Below are 17,656 nucleotides of genomic sequence, written 5' to 3' on the forward strand. Positions count from 1 at the left end.
AATATCTGAGCCAAACTATCAAAACCTAGCACTATTATTCCAAGGAAAATTGAAACCCAATACATAGGGTAAAGCCGAAAGAACCTAGACACCAAGAATTCGCCAGGACTTTTTTTTCTGGCTGAAGCAATCATCAAATATCCCGATATACAAAAAAAGATAACCACCCCGAATTTCCCTATATCAAGATAATATCCAAGATGGGTGTTTTTGAAATTTGTGGTATGTTGCACAATCACCAATAGCGCAGCCAACCCTCGAACTGCTTCTAAAACATTTGCCACTCTATTTTCCATTTTAAATCTCTAAACATTTAACATTGAGATGTTATTCAACACGTCTTGATACAAAGAAGACACAGAATCCAGATATCGCAATTATCGACGAATACAGAACCACAAAGCCTTGAATAGTTTCAACGAAAATGCTGTTCAAAATGAGCAATGAAACAAGCGATGCAACCATCACCCACATAAAGGATTTTTCTTTTCCTCGCATAACCAACAGAGATCCTGATATGCTAAAAATATTGGCAATTGACTTTGATACTACCAGTACAAGCAACGGCCAATACAAATTGTGCTCATCAATCTCTAGATAGCTGAGAGCATGCTGTCCTCCAAAATAAACGGCAAATACGAACAAAGCACTAATCACAAACCCTGAAAAAGTCGCCAAATCACGATACTTTAGTGCCTTTTCTTTTGAAGTACTGGCAAAATATGGTCTCAGAACATTTCGTATGGGCTCGATAGCAATTGCAGGAACGTTCGATATTCGAGATATCACAGCATATGCACCTGCTTGAGATATAGAACTTAGTGATGCCACTATTATTATATCAACTCTATCTAGCGCTAACTTTGCTGCCCCTGCAGCCCCCAAAGAACCCGCATCTTTCATCAATTTTATAGCTTCATTAAAGTTAACCGCCCCAGAAAGACTGACTTTTTTTATAAACCTTAATACAAAAATGTCCAGAATAATGATTATCGCCAAAAGAGCCAAGACCAAGAAAACAACAGCCACTTCGGTAAAAACTGCTATATATATCACACCCCAGACCCCAAACCCCTTCACCAATTGAAAGCCTAGGTCAGAGTAAAATCCTTCCCCTCTTGCCCTAAAAACATCTCTCATCAAAATCATGCTTCCCCAAAGAAAAGCCAAACCCAAAAGAGAAAGAAAATCAAGCTGCCCCAAAAAGTATAAAGAAATAACTGATAAAGGCACCGAAATGCAGAAAACCAAAAAGAATGAATTTACTAATAACTGTCCCAAATCAGTTGCAGATGGGTTGGCTTTTATTATGTGGTTCCCCAATCCCATCACAGCAAGAGGAGCCATCAACATGGCCGCCGAAACAGACACTTGTAAATATCCGTTATCTTCGCTGGTCAAAAATTTAGCTGCAAAAATCAGCCCACCTGAGAACAAAAGCTCTCCTATCACTTTCATTCCTAAGGCCATGAATATCTGTCTGAATATCATTTTTTAGTAAGAGCCTTCCTTGTTTAAAACAACCCCTACTGTCATAGCTAATATTTTTACGTCTCCCCAAAATGACCATTTAGTTACATATTCAATATCAAGATTCACTCTCTCGCTGTATGAAACGTCGTTCCTACCGCTAACTTGCCACAAGCCTGTCATTCCAGGACGAACAGAGAGATAGTAACCTGCGTTAGAACCATATCTTTTCATTTCTTCATTTATCACAGGACGGGGGCCGACCAAACTCATTTCCCCCTTAAGTACATTGAATAACTGTGGCAGTTCATCTAATGATGTTTTACGAAGAAAGGCTCCAATTTTGGTAATACGCGGATCGAATTTGAGCTTGAAATCTTTTTCCCACTCTTTTCTTGCTGCCTCATCGTTTTCCAACAGTTCAGCCAATACTTCTTGGGCATTGACAACCATTGTCCTAAACTTCAGACACCCGAATAGCTGACCTCGCTCACCAACTCGCTGATGGCTAAAAATTACTTGGGGGCCATCTTTCCTAATCAAAATGTAGATCAGAAACATCGCCGGCGCCAGAATAATAAGTAAAACGCTTGAGCCTACTATATCGAAGCCTCGTTTTAAAAAACGTCTCACCATATTATTCAATGGAAGATTATTTGTTGGCAGAGAACTTTCAAAGTCCATTTTTTTCCCCTAGTTTAAATCTTTCGCTTTAATTACTTCGATAATCATAGTTGTAATAGCCATAATTAATCGTACGAGCCTTTTTCTCAACAGCATTAAATACCGCCCCTTTAATCAAAACACCATTCTGTTCGAATCGACTCTTGGTTAATTCGATTTCTTTGGCCGGATTCATATCAAATCGAACTACCATCATGCTTGTGCCAGCATGCCGACCAATCACAGCGGCATCAGTGACGGCTAAGATAGGCGGGGTATCGATAATGATCAGGTCAAAGTCTGACTTTACTGAATCAATAAAACTTTCAAAGCCTGATGACATCAAAAGCTCTGAAGGGTTCGGTGGTGCAGACCCTCGACTGATGAAATACAGTCCATTAACTTTCGTTTCTGTGACCACATCCTTTAAATCTGCCTGACGACTTAGAACTTCTGAAAGGCCATTGTTATTACTCATGTTAAACTGTTCATGCATGGCTCCACGACGCAGATCTCCATCCACTACCAGAACTCGCTTACCCGACTGAGCAAAAACTGCGGCAAAGTTAGCTGACACAAATGACTTCCCAACGTTTGGGCTAGGCCCTGAGAACATTAGGATATTATTAGCAGCATCCATCATGGCAAAATGTAGACTGGTACGAAGCCCCCGTAAGGCTTCGATGGCAAGATCGGCAGGATTATCATGTGCCAGCAGATGAATATCTTTATTGAGCTCGACCTGGCTTTTTCTCAGTAGCAAATTCAATTTGCTTTGTTCCTGGGATAGCGGCACGGTGGCGTAAACTGGTATCCCTAGGCTTTCAATTTGCTCCGCACTTTCCACCCCTCTGTTAAAGATTGCCCTAAGCAAAATCACTCCAGCAGAAAGAACAGTTCCTAAAAAAATACATACAGAAATAAGCAGTATTTTTTTCGGTTTTACTGGTTCGGAAATATTTACAGCAGCATCATCAACTACACGAACATTGCCAACTGTACCCGCACGCACAATATCTAACTCTTGGATATTGGCCAACATCTGCAAATAAATCTCGTTTCCCACTTTCACATCGCGGGTAAGCCTTACTACTTTTTGTTGAGTAATTGGTAGCTTACTGATTCGGTTATTCAGCTCTTTTCTTCGTTCTTGCAGCTCAGCCATTTGGGCCTGCCAGGCCTTGTAATTAGGGTGACTCCTGGTGAATTTTCGCTCAATCTCGGCTTTTTGCAGTTGAAGGGTAGAGATGTTTTTTTCAAGCTCTACAATCTGATCGAGCACCGCCTGAGCTTCAGCTGTTACATTCACGGATTCTGCTTCGACTTGGTATTGATTGAGCTTGGCTTCAGCCTCTTCCAGGTCTTTTCGTACATCTGGTAGTCGTTCTTTGAGGTATTCCAGAGAACTTGAGGCTTCTGCGCTATTTCGCTCCACGTTGTTGCGCACATATGTTTGCGTAATGTGGTCCAGCACAGCTTTAGCTTTCGCGGGACTAGGGTCGGAATAACTCAACATAATAATACCCGAGTCCTTACCTTTTTCGCTGGCTCCGACACTTTTCTGAAGCTCTAGAATTTTTGACAGGCGGTCTTTCTTGATCACTTTAAAGTGAGTTTTCGGACGGGCCTTAATTGTCTGTACAAACAAGCTGTAGCTACCATTATCCGCCAGCTCCCCCGCCACTCCACTTAGGACTTCATTTCCATTGTCACTATAGAGCACCCACCCTTTGTCCGTGACTTGCAAGGTGTATTCATCTCCATAGGTCGTCCTCGGTACCTCAAAGCGAGTGATATTTAACTTTTCACCACCCCAGGCATAGTGGCTGGACCACCAGGGCTCAGCCAGACCATCGGAACCGTAAGAAGCATGGCGTGAAAGGAAGTTACCAATGACTGGTACTTGTACAGGTTCAATCTCGACATCTAAATTCAGACTATCAACGGTGTCACCCATGACCGCCCGGGACCTAATTAACTCAATTTCGGTGACTGCTGCGGATTCACTACCAAACATCTCGCTAATTTCAGACATTCCTGGCAGGCCACCGCTTTTCTGCTCCACCTGCACCATGGCATCTGCCCGGTAGACGGGTTCGGCCATCAAGGCGTAAATAACACCCAGCATAGTTGCCATAATGGTGACGCCCAGAATCAACCAGCGTCCATCCCACAGGGTTCCCGCTAGCGCCAGCACATCGATCTCGTCGTTATTCTGTTCTTGGTGTGTCATGGGTGTATTGTTTTCCATCCGGGCCTCACAGGTACTTCAGCCATGCGGCTATGCTTTGGTCGATCAGCGTGTAGGCGTGGTCGAACGCCGGTTTTTGCTGGCGGTAGGGGTCGGGAATTTCCTTGTTATCCAGCCATTTTCCCAGCAGGAAGGTTTTGCCCCGCGCTTGGGGGGCTATTTCGTTGAGGTGCTGGAGATGTGCCTGCTCCATGGCCAGAACCAGGTCGGCCTGGGCGATCATGTCTATGTTGATTTGTTTTGCGCTGTGCCGGTTAGGCTCGATACCGTTTTCCACCAGTACCTGCCGGGCGGTGGGCTCGATATCCTTGCCGACCAGAGCTCCCAGGCCGGCAGAATCAACAGCGATCTCTTTACCGTTTTCCTGCAAACGATGCTTTAGCAGTACCTCTGCGGTGGGGCTGCGGCAGATGTTGCCGACGCATACCACGAGGATCTTGTTAAACATTTTCCTGCCCTCCCCTATTCTGGCTGCACCGACACGCTTCCCTGTTTGCCGGGTTCTGGAATGACGATGCGCCTGCGGGGGTATTCGCGATGCGAGCATCGCTTCCCACAGTAAAGAGAGCGGCGTTTAGCGGTCTGGTCTTAATCATTGGTCCGGAAGCTCTTGGACTCGATTTCAGAGATATTGCGCAGGCCCTGGATCGTGGGCAGCAGCTGCAGGATCAGGCGGTTCCAACGGGCTACCGGGGCGGCGGTCACATAGACGATGTCTCGGGATTGCAGCGGGAACTGGTCTGCCAATACCAGGGCCATGGCATTGGAGGCGTCCAGTTGATAGACGTTGGCGACCAGATCGGAGCCTGCCGGGGCCCGGCGCATGACGAACACGCCGGAAGCGTCGGCTTGCAGTTCGTTCAGCCCCCCGGCGGTGCTTAGCGCTTCTGCCAGGGTCATCTGGCTACGCTGGATGGGCACTGGCTGGGCTTCCACCACCTCGCCGAGCACGAACACTTTCTGGTCGTCGCTGCGGTTAACGTGAATCACATCGCCATCGCGCAGCAGGGTGTTCTGGGTCAGATCCCCTTGTTGATAGAGGCGCTTGAGGGAATACAGGGTTTCCTGACCGTCGCGGGTAAGCACCACGTTTTCCCAATCGGCCAGCTCTGCCAGGCCGCCGGCCTTGTTGATGGCATCCAGCAGGGTGAGAGGGATGTTGGTAATGGGTACCGGCCCGGGTTTATTGACCGCCCCGGTGATGTAGGAACGCTTGGAACGGAAGGCGGCCACGGTAACGTCTACCTGTGGTTGCTGGATGTAGGCATCCAGTGCTTTGGTGATTTTCTCGCGCACGGCGGTCACATCCAGCCCGGCCACTTCGATTTTCCCTACGTAGGGATAAAAAATGGTGCCGTCACTATGCACCCAGTTGCCCGACTCCGCCGGTGCCCGCTCTGACCCCTGGGGAATGGTCAGTTCCGGATGGTCCCAGACAGTGACATTCAGTACATCGCCGATGCCGATGTAATAGTCATAGTCCTGCATGGCAGTTTTGAGCTCGTCAGATTCTACCTTGGGCAACGGTTTGGGCTCCGCCAGCCGCCCCAGCAAGGATGGGGTGATGGCTTCGATACTGACCTGCTCCTGCCAATCGGTTTCCGGCTCGGCGTCTTCCTGTTCGCCGGCATACCAGCGGTTGTTGTTGCCGTTGATGTGGGAGCCTGGAGCCAGGGCGCAGCCTGTCAGGAAAGTGGCAGTTAGCAAGGTAAGTAGCAGTTTCATTCTGTTTTTGCTCTTTCTTGGTTTGTCTGTAGCGCGGGTGCCATGGCGGGCTGGCGCTGATGGCGACGTTGAGGGCATTCGCCTTGCGGGCAAGGCTCCAACGGCGGCTGGAGTGTTGTTGATGTGCGTTATCGCCTGCATCAGAAACGGTACTCCCAGCCTGCCAGGGCGCCGAATTTATCGCTGTCGTCTTCGCCGGTGGGCAGCTTGTCACCGCCGGACACCCAGCCTTGTAATGACAGGCGTGAGCCTTTACCCACCGGAAACCGGTAAGCGAAGGTGCCATAGGTAAAGCGGCGGTTGAAATTGGGGCGGTCAATTGCTGAGTTAATTCCTTTAGCTACAGGTTTATTGGCAATAGAACCATCCTGATTCTGATTGATGTCAGAAACCGTCAACTCCAGCTCGTGACCATTGGGGAAATAATGGAACAAACCCAGGGTGAACATTCGCGTATCGTTCCCGGGGCTGGCGGCCAAAACACGACCACGATAGCGGTAGCCCGTGTCGTATATACCATGCTCGTAGGTGTAGCTAGGGAGTTCGTCCCCGCCTATCTTCCCAGCTGTGGTTTCCGAACCTTCTATAAACCAGCGCTGCCTCCCTTGCAGCAGCCCCGTGGTCCATTCCAGTCCGGCGAGGACCACCCAGCGGGACGGCAAACCACCGGCTTCGTCTTCACCCATGCCCTGGGCATAAAGGGCCATGGTCTCCTTGCCAACCCCAAAGCCATAGCGCAGGTCGACGCTGCCAAGCTGGTTGCCAGGCTCATTTTCTTCGCTGATGCCGCTGCTACCCCGATTGTCCTTGCCCAGGACCAGATCCACGAAAGAATCGAACGATTGTGGGCGACCATCGCCGCCCCATTGGGCGGTGCGGCTCAGGCCCAGCTCCAGGCCTTTCACCGGGCGGAAGCTCAGGCGGGCCCCCAGCAGCTTGGCATTGGGGATGGTTCGCTCTTCTTCCAGTTGGCCGGCAAAGGCGACGAATTGCCAGGGGCCGATCCAGCTTAGCCAGGGGCTGTCGAAGGCTTTGGGATTCTTTCGAGACAGCCATGCACTGGGCACGGGGCGCGCGTTATTGGAAAGAATCAGGCTGGATTGCCAACCCGGCCCCCACCAGCGGTCGATCATGCCGGCACCGCCGACCCAGTTGCCCAGGTTTGCGGCCAGGTAGCTGCCATCGAAGCGGGCTTCCTTGTCGTCGAATTCCGGGTCAGGGGTCCAGGCAGCGGTGATGCCTGCGGCGAATCGGTTACCCACCATTTCCGCTTCCACTTCGGCAGTGGTGTCTTCCCGTGGACTGGCGCCATAGCCTCGGAATACCTGCGGGGCATTGCCTGCGAACAGGCCCATGCGGACTTCGCCACCGCGCATCAAGGTCTGGCGGGCTTCCATGTTCAGATAGGCCGCTTCCTGCGATGAGCCCAGTTCCTGACCGGCGATGCCCGCCCACATGACCGGCCAGGTGGTGACCGGCACATTCAGCTCGCCGCGATCTACCAACCATTGCACGGCGTGGCGGCTGCGGTTATCGCCTGTCTCGATCCAGGGGGCCGCAAACAGGGCCGGTGCCATCAGACACGCTACCGCCCCGCTGACCCAAATCCAGCGCTTTCTGGCTTTGTTCACTGCCATTTTTTTGCTACCTCTACCGGGCCAACCCCGGCTTACAGTTTCGTGACGGTATCACCGGCACATTGCGGCCACAGCCGCGCAATACAAGTTTTTACAAGCATTTCGCCCGGCTCAGGCCGGGCAAAGTTCGCTGATGTTCAGAGTCAGGCGGTGGTGTTTTTCCAGGAGGTTCAAGAGCACCACGGCCCGCTCTTCTCCCCGGAACCCTTCAAACACGGCATGGAGATCGGCGAAAGGTCCGTGGGCGATTCTGACCGCCTGGCCTCTTGCGAAGGCCGGTGCGGGTGACTGGCCGGCCTCTACGCTGCGCTGCATCAGACTATGAATGACGTCGTTGGGTACCGGTATCGGCTTCATGCCGAAACGCACCAGGCGCAGCACGCCCCGGGTAGAGCGAATGGCACCCCAGTCTTCGACACCTTCTTGCAACTGGATAAACAGGTACCCGGGGAACAGCGGCTCAACCCGGGTGGCACGGCGTCCGGCCACCACTTTCTCCACCGTCAATTGCGGGGAGAAACAGTGATAGCCCTGGTTGATCAGGTTCTGGTAAGCCCGCTCGTTCTGGCCGGGCTTACACTGGATCACATACCAGCCAGGGGCCGGGGCTGATTGATCTCGGCTTTCCGCGTTCCCTGGCTGCATGTTACCTCTCAACATTCCCGTTGAATTGCATTGCCGACGTCAGACTCAGATAGCCAATTGGGCCATGATTTCGCGAACGCAGGCCTCAATATCGTTTTCTGCGGTATTGATGACCATTTCCGGTTTTTCCGGCGCCTCGTAAGGGCTGTCGATACCGGTAAATTCCTTGATTTCGCCAGCACGGGCTTTCTTGTACAGGCCTTTGGGGTCGCGCTTTTCGCACTCTTCCAGGGGCGCGTGGACAAAGATTTCTACGAACTCGCCGTCTTCAAACAGGGCGCGGGCCGCATCACGGTCGGCGCGGAAGGGGCTGATAAAGGCGGTGACAACGATCAGGCCTGCATCCACCATCAGTTTGGCCACTTCGGACACACGGCGGATGTTTTCGGCGCGGTCGTCATCGCTCATGCCCAGATTCTTGTTCAGGCCGTGGCGCACATTGTCGCCATCCAGCAGGTAGGTGTGCTTGCCTTGCTCGGTGAGGGCCACTTCCAGAGCGTTGGCGATGGTGGACTTGCCAGCGCCTGACAGGCCGGTCAGCCAGATGCAGACAGGCTTCTGTTGTTTCTGTGCTGCACGATCCTGTTTGCTGATGTGGGTCTGGTGCCATACCACATGGGCTTTGGACTCGTTGTCGCGCTCCTGGTAAGGGGTACTCATGGTCTTTCCTCTTGCTTTACCGGTTCGCCCGGTCGGTTAAAACGGCCAGAACAGCGGAATGAGCAGCAGGCTTACTGCGCCGACTATCAAGCTCATTGGCAGTCCGACTTTCAGGTAATCCACATACTTGTACCCCCCCGGGCCCATGACCATCAGGTTGGTCTGGTACCCCAGGGGGGTCATGAAGCTGGCAGAGGCGGCGAACATGACCGCCACGATGAACGGTAGCGGGCTGACGCCGAATTTCTCTGCCACTTCCAGCGCCACCGGGAAGATCAGCACCGCGGCGGCGTTGTTGGTAATCAGTTCGGTGAATAATGCGGTGATCAAGTAAACCAGAATCAACGCGGTCCAGGGGCTCAGATTGCCGGACAAGAACACACTGTCCACAATCCAGGCGGCGGTGCCGCTTTGCTCCACCGCTACACCCACTGCAAAAGAAGCGCCAATCACAATCAGCACGGACATATTCACGCTGACGGTCATCCTGGCCCGGTTGGCGGTGACACAGCGTGTGCCCAGCAGAAAACCGGCGGCAACCATGGCGGCTTCCAGAGTGGAAAGCAAGCCGAAGGCGTTAGTCAGCAACATGCCAACCAACGCCAGAATCGCCAGCGGCGCCTTGCGGAAATCCGGCGGCGAGGAATCCTGAAGCGGGCTGACCAGCATGAAGTCGCGGCGGTATTGATACTGGGAGACAAAGGACTTGCCTGTCTCCAGAAGCAAGGTGTCGCCGGTTTTCAGCAGGATGTCGCCGACCTTGCCGCTCAAGCGTTTGCCGTTGCGGCTGATACTGAGAATGGCTGCCTGATAGCGGGTTCGGAAAGCCGATTCCCGCACGGTTTTGCCCAGCGCGGGGAAGTCCGGCCCCAGCACGACTTCCACCAGGCAACGCTGGTGATTATTGAGGGCGAGCTTGTGGGCGGCGCCGTGGGCCGGCATCAGGCCATTGATGCGCTGCAGTTCACGGGCGCATTCAGGGGCGCCGATAAAACCCAGGATGTCGTTGTCGGCCAGCTCCGTGTCAGCACCGACGGCGGTGAGCAAACGGTCGCCCCGCTGGATCTCAGTCAGATACCCATAGGTGAGGTTACGCAAGCCGGCTTCGCGGATGGTTTTGCCAGCCAAGGGGCTGTTTTCCGGCACAATCATTTCAACGTGATATTCGCGGGCGTTTTCCAGCTGCTCGACCAGACCTTCACGGTCAGGCAGCAAGTGGCGACCCAGGAATATCAGGTAGAGGCTGCCCACCAGCAGCAACGGCACCCCGACCCAGGCCAGGTCGAAGATGCCAAAGCCTTCCATACCGTGGGACTGAACCAGGCCATCCACGACCAGGTTGGTGCTGGTGCCAATCAGGGTACAGGTGCCACCGAGGATAGCCGCATAGCTGAGCGGCAACAGGAATTTGGACGGTGACAGGCGCAGACGTTGGGCCCAGTCCTGAACGGCCGGGATCATCATGGCCACGACGGTGGTGTTATTCAGAAAAGCGCTGAGCAGGGATGTCGGGGCCAGCATGCGCAACTGGCTGGCGAGCAGGGTCTTGGGGGAGCCAAGCAATCGGTGGGCAACCCAATAAATTGCACCGGTATCGCGCAGGGCCGCTGCTACCACATAGAGGGCACCAATGGTCATGAGGCCCGGGTTGGCGAAGCCTTCCAGTGCTTCAGAGGGGCTAATGACACCGAAAAGCAGCAACAGTGTCAGCGCCGCCATCATGGTCACGTCTGCCGGAACCCTGTTGCTGGCCAAGGCCGCCAGCACCATGAGCAGCACTGCGACTGTAAACACCAGATCCGGCGTCATAATCATCCCTAGACAAAATGTGATCCAGTCCACACTCCCTGTGAGCGCGGGATTGTACGGAGCGGAAACACCAAGCGCAAAAGAATTCAGAAGCCTGCCAGACAATCCTGCCGGCCAAGCATCAAAGACCGGATCGTCTTTGCACGATCCATACCCATTCGCAGGCTAGCGGACAAAACAGGAAACTATCAGGCAGCCCCACATCAGCGGTCCCAGTTTGGGGCAGTAATTTAGCAGAATTATGACAGTTTGGAGCCAACTTTACATTTTGGTGACGTGGATTCTGTGAACACTGCATGCCCATTTATATGTCACAGTGCATTATGTGCACGATTTCGGGGCATTCGCTTTGTGGGCAACATTATTCGCTTCGCTCGTTCCAACGGGGCTCGGTCGTTAACCCGGGGCGGAATATCGAGCTGTAGGAGCTACGCTTGCACGGCGAAAGGGGGGGGGGGAGCTGTTCGCCATGCGAGCATGGCTCCTACGATTGGTCAGCCGGAGCTTTTTGGCTCAGAGGCCATCAAGGGCGTCGCGAATAGGGGTTGGGCCGGAAATAACGTCGAATTCCTTGTTGTGCAACGCACGGCGGGTGGTTTCCGAGAGGACTTTCGCCACATCTTCGCGGGAGATATCACCAAAATCCTTTAACTTTTCGGCAATTTCCACTTTCTCCAGGGGCGGCTCCTCGGTGAGCCGGCCCGGGCGGACGATGGTGTAGTTGAGCCCGCTGGCACGCAGGTGGTCGTCGGCCTTGCCCTTGGCAACGAAGTAATGGCGCAGCTTCTCCGGGCCGGATTCCGGGTCATCCGCGCGCATGGAGCTGACCATGATAAACCGCTCTACCCCTTGCGCTTTAGCCTGGTCGATCAGGCTGATGGCACCGTTCTGGTCCACATCGATGGTTTTCTCCGGGCCGGTATGGGGGCCGGAACCGGCGGTGAAGATGACCACATCCTGGCCTTCCAGGGCCTCACTGCAGTCACCCTCCAGATCTGCCTCCACGACTTCATGGGCACCCAGTAACGCCAGGTCGGCTTTCTGGCTGAGATCACGGACCATGGCCCGCACCTCGATATTGTCGGCCACCAGATGAGGAATCAGGCGACGGCCGATTTTACCGTTGGCACCGGCGATCAGGACTTTCATGGGGGCTCCTTCCTTGTCATGACTGGTAGTTCAGTGATGGTGGGTTGGCACCGGATTTCAAGGGGGGGGGGATAACGGGAGCCATTGGAAGGGGTTGCCAGTAAAGTCTGAAAGGCAACACGAAGAGCAGGCGGTACGCTCCGTTACCCGCCAATTCGCTTTGCGAGCAAAGCTCCAACGGGGAGATATGCTCGGCTCGGGCTCGGTCTAACGCAACCGCAACCGTTGGAGCCTTGCTCGCAAGGCGAAGGGCAAGTCACCTCGGCGGGTTATTCATCCCACTGCTGTGGCACTTCCTGCAGCTCCTCCAGGTTGTAGCCCCGGTCGCGGGCGATGTCCTTCAGCTTGCTGAAGGTGGTATCGCTGATCTGTGGCTGGCGGGCCATGATCCACAGGTAATCCCGTTTTTCGCGGCCAATGATGGTGGTCTGGTAGTCCTCGTCCACGTAGAGCACGCGGAAGTCCGCCTTGAAAGGCCAGATAAAGCGCATGCCCCAGATGGCCGGATCCACGTCACTGACGAAGCCGGTGGGGGTCATCCGCTTGAATTCCCCGTCAAAGCCGCCCTTGCGGAAGGTGAAGGTGGTGGCGATCTTGTTGGGGCCGATGCGTTTGTAGTTTTCCACCGCATTGTAGGCGCCCTTTTCCGGCAAGGTGGGGATGTTGGCGATCACGTACCAATCGCCCATGAAACGGTCCAGGTTCAGATTATCGGCAATCTGAATCGGGTCTTGCGGGTGGGTTTGGCAGGCTTGCAGCATGATCAGACTCGCAATGATTAGGATGCGGCGCATTGGGGATCTCCTTTATTCAAAGCATGCCGCAAGCCGGGACAAGGCGAGGTGAATGCGTTTTAGAGGGAGCGGTCTGGTGAGACACCGGATGGCCGATGACCTGAAGGGGGATGCTGTAGGAGCTATGCTTGCATGGCGAACCGGGCCGGGGTTGTTCGCCATGCAAGCATAGCTCCTACAACTACAGCGGCTTAAGAGCATTGACGGGGGCCTGTGATCACCTCCCCTGGCCGCAATGTGTTTTGCCGCACCTGCAACGCTCAAGCTTACGCACTACCCCGCCTTCTTCCGGCGCTTGGGGGCTTTGGCGGGCTCCACGGTTACCGGGATGCCATTGAGCTGGGCCATGGCGGTGACGGCTTCGACCCGGTTGCTGCCGATAATGTCGTTGACGCTCTGCCCCGCCACCCGACGGGCGACGCCCAGTTTCACGCCTTCGCGGTCGTGCCCCCAGCCGTGGGGCACACTGATGACACCGGGCATGATGTCGTCGCAAACCCAGGCCGGCAGGGTCAAGGTGCCAGACGGGGTGCTGACCACCAGGTCGTCACCGTCGGCCACGGCCAGCCGCTCGGCATCTTCCGGGTGAATCATCACGTTACAACGTCCCTTGCCTTTCACCAGCCGCTGGCTGTTGTGCATCCAGGAGTTGTTGCTGCGGATGTGGCGACGGCCAATCATCAGCATCTGGTCCGGCGCCACCGGCCTGGGGGCAGGCAGGCCCTGCAGGGCACGAAAATAAAGGGCCGGCACCAGATTGATACGCTGGTCCCGGGTATACAGCCGCTCGGGAAGCATGGGCTCCAGCGGGCCGAGATCGATACCGTGGGGCTCGGCGAGCAGCTTTTTCAGGGTAAGCCCCTTGCGCTGCCCTTTAAGCACCTTCCACGCCACTGTCGGCAAGGAATGCAGCCCGTCCCGCCGCAAGTCATCCAGCACCTTGCCAGCGGTACCGTATGGGCCCAGTCGCAGGCCCAGGTCCACCAGGCCGCGGTCACCCAGCTTGCGCACAAAACGGTCGCTGGCGGTTATTTGCAGGCGGGTTCTGCGGTCCCGGGCGCGCAGGCGGTTCAGCCTTGTGGTCAGACCATTGAGGATTTCCCAGTCGTGGAGGGATCCTTCCGGCTTGGCCACGAGCGGTGGCGTGAACTTCACCACGTTGCGCACCGCCACGGCCTGGAAGATGGGATCAAACTGGGCATGCTCCAGCTGGCCGGTGGGCGGCAGGATGATATCGGCGTGGCGGGTGGTTTCGTTGATGTAGAAGTCGATGCTGACCATGAAATCCAGTTGCCCCAGGGCCTTGTCCAGCTTGCGGCCATCCGGGCAGGACAACACCGGATTACCGGCATGGGACACAAAGGCTTTCACCTGCCCCTTGCCCGGGGTGAGCATTTCATCGGCCAGGGTGGTCACCGGGAATTCGCCACCGAATTCCGGGTATCCGTGGACCCGGCTGCGGTAGCGATCGAAACTGCCGGTGTCGCCGCTGAGGGCACCCAGGGCCACGATATCGAAGGCGGGCTTGGTGAACATGACACCGCCTTCCCGGTCCAGGTTGCCGGTGAGGATGTTGATAAGATAAACCAGCCAGGCGCTGAGGGTGCTGTGGGCACTGGTGGTGACGCCCACCCGGGAGTAGATAGCCGCACGGGGTGCCGCGGCGATGTCGCGGGCCAGCTTGCGAATGGCACCCGCGGTCATGCCCACGGTCTCGGCCACTTTTTCCGGTGTCCAGTTCACCACCAGGCGGGCCAGGTCCTTTTTGCCATCGAGTATGGGGTCCAGCTTGCCGGGCGCCACCAGCAGCTCCTCGAACAACACCTGGGCAATGGCCAGCAACAGGTACACATCGGTACCGGGGCGGACAAAATGGTGCTCGTCGGCCATTTTGGCGGTCTCGGTGCGGCGCGGATCGACGACCACCACCTTGCCCCCGCGTTTCTGCAGGGCCTTGAGGCGCCCTTTCACGTCCGGCACGGTCATGATGGAACCATTGGAGGCCAACGGGTTACCGCCGATGATCAGGAAGTAATCGGTGCGGTCCACATCCGGGATGGGAAACAGGGCCTGGTGGCCGAATAGCTGCCAGGTGGCCAGTTGGTGAGGTAGCTGGTCAGCGGACGTGGCGCTGTAGCGCTGGCGGCTGCGCAGGGCCTTGACGAAGGGCAACAGGGTAAAGAGCGCGCCATGGTTATGGGCGGTGGGGTTGCCGAAGTACAGCGCCACCGAATCCTTGCCATGCACTTCCTGGATGTTGTGCAGGCGCCGGGCCGTCTCGTCCAGGGCCTCATCCCAGCTGATCGGCACCCAGCCGTCGGCGGTGCGTTTCACCGGATGGCGCAGGCGGTCCGGATCGTGGTGCAGGTCCTGCAGGGCCACGGCCTTGGGGCAGATATGGCCCCTGCTGAACGGGTCGTCCTTGTCTCCCCGGATGGCCAGAATCTCATCGCCGCGATGCTCGATCTCGATGCCACACATGGCTTCGCAGAGATTGCAGGTGTGGTAATGCGTCTGTTTCATCCGTGACCTCGTCCTGGCGCGTTGGCTTGGAAGGTTCTTGATAACAGACGTGCAAAGAGGATGCCATGACTTGTCGGGAAAAAAGGTCCGTGCCATTGGGGAGCGTCACAGCCAGACGGTTTGATGGGTTGCCACCCTATCCAGAGGTCAAAAGCGTAACAACCAGTTCGCCATGCATGCAGAAGGATCGGTTGTAGGAGCTATGCTTGCATGGCGAACCGACGCCATTCCCGACCATCAATAACCCGCTAATATCTTACAGCCAGGCCGCATCCCAATAGGGGTACTCCCCTACCCGCTCAACCAGGCCGGCCCGAAGCGGGTTGGCGATAATGTACCTCGCCGTCGGCAGCAGGTCCTTGTCAGCACGCAGCGCATGGTCATGAAATCCTCTCTGCCAGAGAGGAATGCCGGCAAGCCTGGAGGCGCGGCTTTTGATCATTCTGACCGTCTGCGACAACGCATAGGTTTCCTGCAGGGAAAATAACCAATGCATGTGGTCTGGCATCACCACATAACACCAGGTATGGCTGGCCGCTATCTGATCAGAATAGTGAATTGCCCTGCAAAGGTGGCGGGCTATTTGATGATTCAGAAAAAAAGGAGATCTTGCTGCAGTCACACAGGTAACCAGATAGGTTCTTCCTATCTGGCTGCACCTACCTTTACGCAGATTTTCACCCCGAAATATTGTCGTCATGCCGCCAGTTTTCATGGCGTAGCGGGAACGCGGTATCGGCAATCTCTTATTTATCTGTAGGCATGGGACTTTATGGACTGGGGATATCTGCGAGGTTTACGAAATACGAGGACGGAACCGTGTTTGAAACGAATTGGGGTGGTTCGCCATGCAAGCATAGTTTATTCGCTACGCTCACCCTTTGGGCCGCACGGAACTACGTGCGTTACTCCGCTACGCTCCGTTCCTACAGCGGACCTCGCGTTTGTTTTGTAGGAGCTATGCTTGCATGGCGAACGATTTGAGGCGACTCGTCGCCAGCCAAAACAAAAAAAGCCCGCCATAAGGCGGGCAGCTGTCACTTGCGTCGAGGAAAAGCTTGGCCGGGGGAGCAAGCCCCCGCCGGCCTTATTCTTATTTAGAACTTGTGTTCCATGCCCAGGCCGATGATGGTCTCTTCTTCGTCAGCCAGGTCGAACTCAAGCTGGGTACCGTAGACATAGACTTTGCTGGCGCTGGCCAGTTTGTAGTCTGCGCCCAGGCTTACCTGAGTCACTTCTTCGTCAGACTGATCGCCGTCGGTCATGCCGTACTGGGCTTTCAGTTTTACGCGGTCGATCTTCATGGCTGCGCTGACAACGATGGAGGTATCTTCGCCTTCGCCTTCAGTTTCTTCAGCCATTTGGTACAGAGCGCCCAGCTCGAAGTTACCCGGCTTCAGGCCAGCGGCAACACGGGTGATGTCCAGGCTTTCGATGCCGGTGCTGTCAGCGATCAGCTCGTCAGACATGTCGGTATCGCGGGAGATGGCGCCGTAGAACATGTCTTTCTCGGCAACCAGAGAGATGGAGGTGGTGTCAGCGATATCGGTATCCGCTTCGCCATCCGCATCCACGTCGTCACCTTCAGCCGGGATGAACGCCAGGTTCAGGGTGATCATGTCGGCCAGCTTGGGAGTGCTGTACTGGATGATGTTGGAAACACGGTTTTCACCGGCCAGTACGTTCTTGATATCGCCGCCGATATCGTTGAACTGGTCGATTTTGCCCTGTGCTTTCTTGGTCGGGGTGTCAAACTTACCCGCTTTGATGGTACCGAAGGAACCTTCCAGGCCACCGTAGATGTTACGCTGGGTGAAAGTCTGGCCGCTCTTGTCGCCATCATCCACGCTGATTTCGAATTCAGCCTGATAGATAGCTTTCAGGTTAGCCACGTCCAGGTCGAAATCACCCTTCACACCCAGACGGGATGCGTTGCTGTTCAGCTCCCAGGTGTCTTCGCTGGTGGTGCCGTCGTCAACGTCAGAGTTTTCCAGGGAAACGTTCACTTTACCGTATACAGTCGGACCGTCAGCCAGAGCCAGGCCAGGAAATGCAACAGCGGCCCCCACAGCGATCGCAAGCAAGTTCTTCTTCATTCCAACACTCCTTCAATCAGGCAATATTTGTATGCAAAGCAACAGCGTGAATGAGACCCCCCGAACCGGAGGTATCGTTTACTGCTTGGTGGCGCAGTATGGGGAGTTAGCGTGACGGAAAAGTTGCTCTAATGTGAAGTTTTTATTTCAGCGGGAACTTTTGGGCAGAGAACACAGCAACGCGCTTTCTATCAAGCCGTTGTAACAGTAGGAGTTCCCTTCCAGGGGACGAAC

15 protein-coding genes are annotated in these 17,656 nt (G+C 54.9%); all 15 read right to left on the reverse strand.

The window, feature by feature from the left end:
* A partial coding sequence (locus AXW11_RS19120; RefSeq protein ID WP_286792582.1) for an acyltransferase family protein occupies positions 1-296 on the reverse strand: 296 nt, incomplete at its 3' end.
* Positions 297-327: 31 nt separating this feature from the next.
* Positions 328-1,470 carry a lipopolysaccharide biosynthesis protein gene (locus AXW11_RS19125; RefSeq protein ID WP_286792584.1) on the reverse strand — a complete coding sequence of 381 codons (1,143 nt, stop codon included), beginning with the start codon at positions 1,468-1,470 and terminating at the stop codon, positions 328-330.
* 24 nt (positions 1,471-1,494) lie between these two features.
* Positions 1,495-2,154 (reverse strand): sugar transferase, encoded by a 660-nt coding sequence (locus AXW11_RS19130; protein WP_286792585.1) that lies wholly within the window; start codon positions 2,152-2,154, stop codon positions 1,495-1,497.
* A 28-nt stretch (positions 2,155-2,182) separates the two neighbouring features.
* A complete protein-coding gene (locus AXW11_RS19135; protein ID WP_286792586.1) occupies positions 2,183-4,366 on the reverse strand; it encodes a polysaccharide biosynthesis tyrosine autokinase in 2,184 nt (727 codons plus the stop codon).
* Between the two features lie 25 nt (positions 4,367-4,391).
* Positions 4,392-4,832, reverse strand: coding sequence for a low molecular weight protein-tyrosine-phosphatase (locus AXW11_RS19140; protein WP_286792587.1), 441 nt, complete (start codon positions 4,830-4,832; stop codon positions 4,392-4,394).
* Positions 4,833-4,972: 140 nt separating this feature from the next.
* Positions 4,973-6,109 carry a polysaccharide export protein gene (locus tag AXW11_RS19145; protein WP_286792588.1) on the reverse strand — a complete coding sequence of 379 codons (1,137 nt, stop codon included), beginning with the start codon at positions 6,107-6,109 and terminating at the stop codon, positions 4,973-4,975.
* A 140-nt stretch (positions 6,110-6,249) separates the two neighbouring features.
* Positions 6,250-7,746, reverse strand: coding sequence for a capsule assembly Wzi family protein (locus tag AXW11_RS19150; protein WP_286792589.1), 1,497 nt, complete (start codon positions 7,744-7,746; stop codon positions 6,250-6,252).
* A 111-nt stretch (positions 7,747-7,857) separates the two neighbouring features.
* Positions 7,858-8,391 (reverse strand): transcription/translation regulatory transformer protein RfaH, encoded by a 534-nt coding sequence (gene rfaH, locus AXW11_RS19155; RefSeq protein WP_286792590.1) that lies wholly within the window; start codon positions 8,389-8,391, stop codon positions 7,858-7,860.
* 45 nt (positions 8,392-8,436) lie between these two features.
* A complete protein-coding gene (gene cysC / locus AXW11_RS19160; RefSeq protein ID WP_063508859.1) occupies positions 8,437-9,051 on the reverse strand; it encodes an adenylyl-sulfate kinase in 615 nt (204 codons plus the stop codon).
* Positions 9,052-9,087: 36 nt separating this feature from the next.
* Positions 9,088-10,860: an SLC13 family permease gene (locus AXW11_RS19165; protein WP_286792592.1), complete on the reverse strand. Its 1,773-nt coding sequence runs from the start codon at positions 10,858-10,860 to the stop codon at positions 9,088-9,090.
* Between the two features lie 513 nt (positions 10,861-11,373).
* Positions 11,374-12,009 carry an SDR family oxidoreductase gene (locus AXW11_RS19170; RefSeq protein WP_286792593.1) on the reverse strand — a complete coding sequence of 212 codons (636 nt, stop codon included), beginning with the start codon at positions 12,007-12,009 and terminating at the stop codon, positions 11,374-11,376.
* Between the two features lie 269 nt (positions 12,010-12,278).
* A complete protein-coding gene (locus AXW11_RS19175; protein WP_286792595.1) occupies positions 12,279-12,803 on the reverse strand; it encodes a lipocalin family protein in 525 nt (174 codons plus the stop codon).
* A gap of 273 nt (positions 12,804-13,076) precedes the next feature.
* Positions 13,077-15,326, reverse strand: coding sequence for a molybdopterin-dependent oxidoreductase (locus AXW11_RS19180; protein WP_286792597.1), 2,250 nt, complete (start codon positions 15,324-15,326; stop codon positions 13,077-13,079).
* A gap of 256 nt (positions 15,327-15,582) precedes the next feature.
* On the reverse strand, positions 15,583-16,041 hold the full coding sequence (locus AXW11_RS19185; RefSeq protein ID WP_353743722.1) for an REP-associated tyrosine transposase: 459 nt from the start codon (positions 16,039-16,041) through the stop codon (positions 15,583-15,585).
* 382 nt (positions 16,042-16,423) lie between these two features.
* A complete protein-coding gene (locus tag AXW11_RS19190) occupies positions 16,424-17,422 on the reverse strand; it encodes a porin (RefSeq protein WP_286792600.1) in 999 nt (332 codons plus the stop codon).
* Positions 17,423-17,656: the final 234 nt, after the last annotated feature.

The organism is Marinobacter sp. Hex_13 (assembly GCF_001566815.1).
GTDB lineage: Bacteria > Pseudomonadota > Gammaproteobacteria > Pseudomonadales > Oleiphilaceae > Marinobacter > Marinobacter salarius.